Consider the following 5,240-nt stretch of genomic DNA (forward strand, 5'->3'; position numbering starts at 1 on the left):
AAGCAATGCCGAAATCGTTGCATATGTCCCTTATACTGGGTGGATACCCATTTAGTTTGATGAAGTTTTCGATATACTCCAAAATTTCCTTTTGCCGCTCTGTAAGTGTCACCCTTTCACCCCCTGATTCAATCAGCTATAACCGCCATGCTGGCAACGCTGTCATCCCCTTTTAATTCAACGATTTTCACGCCTTTTGTTATTCTTCGTGTTGGCCTTATTTGAGACACAGGAATCCTGATAGACATTCCGGCTTTTGTAATTACAATGAGTTCATCTTCATCAGTCACAACAAGCGCATCGATTACTTTCCCAATTCTGTCAATACCATATAGATTTTTCAATCCCATTCCGCCGCGATTCTGGGGCCGATATTCACTGAGTGGCGTTCTTTTCCCCACACCCCATTCCGTGGCTGTGAAAAGATAGCGCTGATCATTGGCAGCTACAATGCTGCTGGATACCACCATATCGTTTCCACGCAATTTTATTCCTATAACACCTGCTGCGCTTCTTCCCATGGATCTTATTTGAGTCACTGGAAATCTGATTACCATACCCAGTGCCGTGGATATGAGAACCGTATCGTCTTCATGTTCACTGATCATGGCGCTTACTACTTTATCGCCCTCATTGAGAGTAATTGCCTTTATTCCAGAGATTCTGGAATTTGCAAAAGCGGCAAATGGAGTTCGCTTGATTTTGCCCTTTTTTGTCGTGATGACCAGCGCTTTACCTTCGAGATTTTCCTTACGAGCAGAAAGAACAGCCTGGACCGTTTCTTCGGGGTCAATTTTCACGTAGTTGGCGAGAAGCTTTCCCCTTGAATCACGCGAAGAATAATCAAGCTCGTGATTGTTAATGAGATAAGCTTTCCCCTTCGAAGTGATAATAACGGTCTTGCTAAGGCGAGTAGTGGTAAGGATGTTAGTCACGAAATCTTCGTTTTTGGTTTTTATTCCCCGAACTCCTTTTCCTCCTCTCCCCTGCATTCGATAACTTTCAAGGGGGGTTGACTTTATATAGCCTTTATGAGTTACGGCGACCACGATATCATCATCAGGTATTACATCTTCTACATTGAAATCTCCAGATATATCATTGGTGATCTTTGTCTTTCTTGCATCACCGTATTTTGCATTGATCTCCTCGAGCTCCTCTTTTATTATCTTGTAGATATTCTTGGGATCAGAAAGTATCTTCCGGTAACCGTCAATTCGAGAAACAAGTTCGCGGTATTCCTTTACCAATTTGTCTATCTCCAGTGAAGTCAATTTTCCAAGACGCATATCGAGTATAGCTTGGGCTTGAGATTCACTGACATCAAGAGTTTCAATGAGATTGTTTGTGGCGTGCTGGGTGTCAGGAGAGTTTCTAATTATATCAACTACTGTATCAATCGATCTTGTAGCCTTTGTAAGTCCCTCAACAATATGCGCACGTTTGGAGTCCTGTTCCAGGTCGTATTCAGTGCGTCTTGTGATGATTTCGAATCGATGGTTAATGAAGGACTTGAGCAATTCCCTCAAAGTCATTACCTTCGGGCGTTTCTTTTCATCTATAACGAGCATCTGGGCAGTGTATGAAACCTGCAGAGATGTGTGTTTGTACAGAAGGTTGAGAACTACATTTGGATCTGCACCACGTTTCAATTCGACAACGACTCTCAGACCTTGCTTGTCTGACTCATCACGTATGTTCCTTATCTGTATATCCCTGTGATTCTGGGCTGCAGAAGCCATTTGCTCAATCAAGTCAGCTTTCGAAACCGAGTATGGGATTTCCGATATTACTATGCACAGGTTTCCCCTTACTTCTTGAATCTCTGCAACACCTCGTATGACGAAACGACCTTTTCCCTCGGTGTAGATCTTGCGCATGCCATCTTTGTCCATGATTATCCCACCTGTGGGGAAATCAGGACCCTTTACGTAGTTAAGGAGCTCTTCGTTGTCAATTTCCGGGTTATCGATAAGTGCATCAATGGCAGCAACCAATTCCCTTAAATTGTGCGGTGGGATATTAGTCATCATTCCAACTGCTATTCCAGAAGCCCCATTCATGAGCAAATTCGGAATACGGGATGGCAAAACAACAGGTTCTACAAGCGAGCCATCAAAGTTCGGCATCATATCAACGGTGTTCTTGTCTATGTCTTGAAGCATCTCTTCGGCAATGTTTTTAAGCCGTGCTTCAGTATAACGCATTGCAGCTGGTGGGTCCCTGTCTACAGAGCCGAAGTTCCCCTGACCGTCTATAAGCGGATAGCGCATGGAAAATGGTTGGGCCATACGAACGAGGGTATCGTAGATAGCCATATCGCCATGGGGATGAAATTTACCCATTACTTCCCCAACGATTCTTGCGCTCTTTTTGAAAGACTGGTTGTGCCTAAGCCCAAGGGCTAACATTCCATATAGGATTCTCCTCTGAACAGGTTTTAAGCCATCTCTCACGTCCGGAATAGCCCTACCAACTATAACACTCATGGAATAGAGCATATAAGCATCTATCATTTCATCGTTGATCGGTTTTGGTATTATATTTTCTGGCATTCAAGACCTCCTCTCAAAATTCGACTCAGGATATTTTAGCTCCGGGCTCTACATCCCGATGAACAGTCAGTACCGTCAGCTTTTGTCCATCCTTTGCCGCAAGTAACATGCCCTTTGACTCTTCGCCCATTAATCTGGCCGGCTTCAAATTAGTGACAACCACGACTTTGAGCCCGACGAGTTCTTCAGGCTCATAGTGCTGGGCTATGCCAGCCACTATCTGCCTTCTTCCGAGATCTCCGAGATCTATCTGAAGTTTGAGCAGTTTTTTTGATTTCTTTATTTTTTCCGCCTCAAGTATTTTTCCAATTCTGAGCTCCACCTGCGCGAAATCTCTTATTTCGATGAGATTCGCAGTTTCTTCGATTTCCGCTTTCTCGCTGGCAGATTCTTCAGAAACCCTTGATACCCAGCGATGTTCCTTAAGGTCAATCCTCGGGAATAGAGGGGAGCCGTGCACAATGCTTAAGCCCGCTTCAAGTCGTCCCCATTCAAGGGTTTCAAAGTTCTCCACCGCTTGTTTACCAATGCGCTTGAAAATCTCATTGGCTGTATCAGGCATGATAGGTGCTATCATGAGGGAAACAAGTCTCAACACCTCAGCAAGGTTGTATAGTACGGTATTCAAGCGTTCTTTTTTATCCGGGAGTTTTCCCAACTTCCATGGCTCTGTAAGGTCTATGTATTTATTACCGTATTTCACCAGCTCCCATATTGTTTCAAGAGCTTGTGTGAATTTCAGTTTGTCCATGTATTCTTTGTAAGCAGTAACAGTCTTCTTGGCAAGCGATATGAGCCCTTTGTCAACAGTATCATTTTCACCGGGTTCGGGGATTATATCATCGTTGAACTTTTTGATCATCGCCTGCGTTCTATGAAGCAGGTTTCCAAGATCGTTAGCCAGGTCGGCATTGATACGGGTAATGAGATTCTCTTCGGAGAAATCTCCATCACGTCCAAATTGAATATCTTTCAACAAATAATATCGAACCGCATCGTTACCATAGGTTTTCACGAATTCTCTAGGATCTATGGCATTTCCCAGTGATTTGGAAATTTTCTGTCCATTCACTGTTAACCAGCCATGGGCATACACCTGTTTGGGAAGAGGAAGTCCTGCAGACATGAGCATTGCAGGCCAGATCAACGAGTGAAAACGATTGATTTCCTTTCCAATAAGGTGCACATCGGCAGGCCAGTACTTTTCAAATTTCTCCATATCATGAGGATAACCTATGGCACTAATATAGTTTATCAATGCATCAACCCAGACGTAGATCACATGTTCGGGATCATCAGGCATAGGGACACCCCATTTGAAGGAGGTTCTGGTTATACTGAGATCTCTTAAACCGCCTTCGAGAATTTTGAGCATTTCATTGCGTCTGAAATCGGGCTGAACGAAATTGGGATTTTCCCTGAAGAGCTTCAACAGCGCATCGTTGTATTTTGAGAGCCTGAAGAAATAATTCTCTTCTTTGACCCTTTTCACCTCTCTACCACAGGAGGGACAGATTTTTTCCTTTCCAATGTCTTCCTCAGTCCAGAAAGTTTCGCAGGGTACGCAATACCAGCCTTCATATTGACCTTTGTAAATATCCCCGTTTTCCTTCATCTTTTTAATGAAATGCTGAACAGTATTCATATGAATCTCGTCAGTGGTACGAACAAACTGATTGTTGGTTATTTTGAGCTCTTTCCAAAGTTTTTGGAATTTACCCGCCAGTTCGTCACAAAAAGCTTGGGGTGACATGTTTCTGGCTTCAGCTGCCTGTAGAACTTTCTGACCGTGCTCGTCTGTACCCGTCAAAAAAAAGACATCGTAGCCATCCAGCCTTTTATACCTCGCAACAACATCGGCTACGATTGTTGTGTATGCCGACCCTATATGAGGCTCAGAGTTTATGTAATAAATAGGCGTGGTGACATAAAACGTATCTTTCATCGATGCACCTCCAATAATCGATTATAACATTTTATATGTATACAACCGTATAGCCTTTATTGTGTTTATTCAAGAGTAGAGCTTATGACATCATAAATCTGCAGGAAGTTTTTCATGCGTTGCTTTAATTTATCTGATGTCACTGTTTCTATTTTATCAGCGATTAAGGCTTTTATACCGCTGTAAGTCATTAAGACTTCTTCCATAAACTTTCTATACAGGGTTACATTTTCAATAAGATGTTCTTTGGCATATTTAAAGCAGAGTTCCAGGGTATCATCAGGTATTCCATATCTCCCGCCATTCCACATTGCTACGCTGATAAAGGCGTGCTTTCCTGCAATATCGATGAGCATCTTCATTGCTTCTTCAGGTTGATCTTGTGTTGTCATAACAGCATTCATGTATTGTGAATAAATACTCTCCCAATCAGGATACCTACTCCAGGTTCCTGGTAATAGCGTTACAGCAAGGTCGTAGTAATAAATGGACATTTCGGCGGTATAATTCTTCAACTTTTCAATCAAAGAGCGCAATTTTTGCATATCAAGACCATTGACTTTTTGTGGCATTTCTAAAAGATAGGCCTTTAGGTTTTTGTAAAGCTGTTCATACAAGCTTCCGACGATTTTAGGAGTTTGGCGTTCACTGAAAAAGATCATAGAAGCTTCATAATAGTCGATGGCATCCAGGGTCATCTGTATCTGAGCTAAAAGGTTGACATCTATCTGGAATGAGAT

General features: G+C 42.7%; 3 protein-coding genes and 1 pseudogene. All 4 read right to left on the reverse strand.

Going from position 1 to position 5,240, the window contains the following annotated elements; all coding sequences use genetic code 11:
- Positions 1–112 (reverse strand): annotated as a pseudogene (locus tag AC3LHT_RS05100) (LexA family protein); the annotation flags it as partial.
- Positions 113–128: 16 nt separating this feature from the next.
- Positions 129–2,555 carry a DNA gyrase subunit A gene (gene gyrA / locus AC3LHT_RS05105; RefSeq protein ID WP_488662164.1) on the reverse strand — a complete coding sequence of 809 codons (2,427 nt, stop codon included), beginning with the start codon at positions 2,553–2,555 and terminating at the stop codon, positions 129–131.
- Between the two features lie 25 nt (positions 2,556–2,580).
- Positions 2,581–4,500 carry a methionine--tRNA ligase gene (gene metG / locus AC3LHT_RS05110; protein ID WP_488662165.1) on the reverse strand — a complete coding sequence of 640 codons (1,920 nt, stop codon included), beginning with the start codon at positions 4,498–4,500 and terminating at the stop codon, positions 2,581–2,583.
- 65 nt (positions 4,501–4,565) lie between these two features.
- Positions 4,566–5,240 (reverse strand): hypothetical protein (locus AC3LHT_RS05115; protein WP_488662166.1); only part of this gene is annotated, 675 nt, incomplete at its 5' end.

This window comes from Kosmotoga sp. (assembly GCF_982836095.1).

Coding starts and splice junctions, on each gene's coding strand:
- gyrA (WP_488662164.1), bottom strand. CDS start 2,555: ATGCCAGAAAATATAATACCAAAACCGATCAACGATGAAATGATAGAT.
- metG (WP_488662165.1), bottom strand. CDS start 4,500: ATGAAAGATACGTTTTATGTCACCACGCCTATTTATTACATAAACTCT.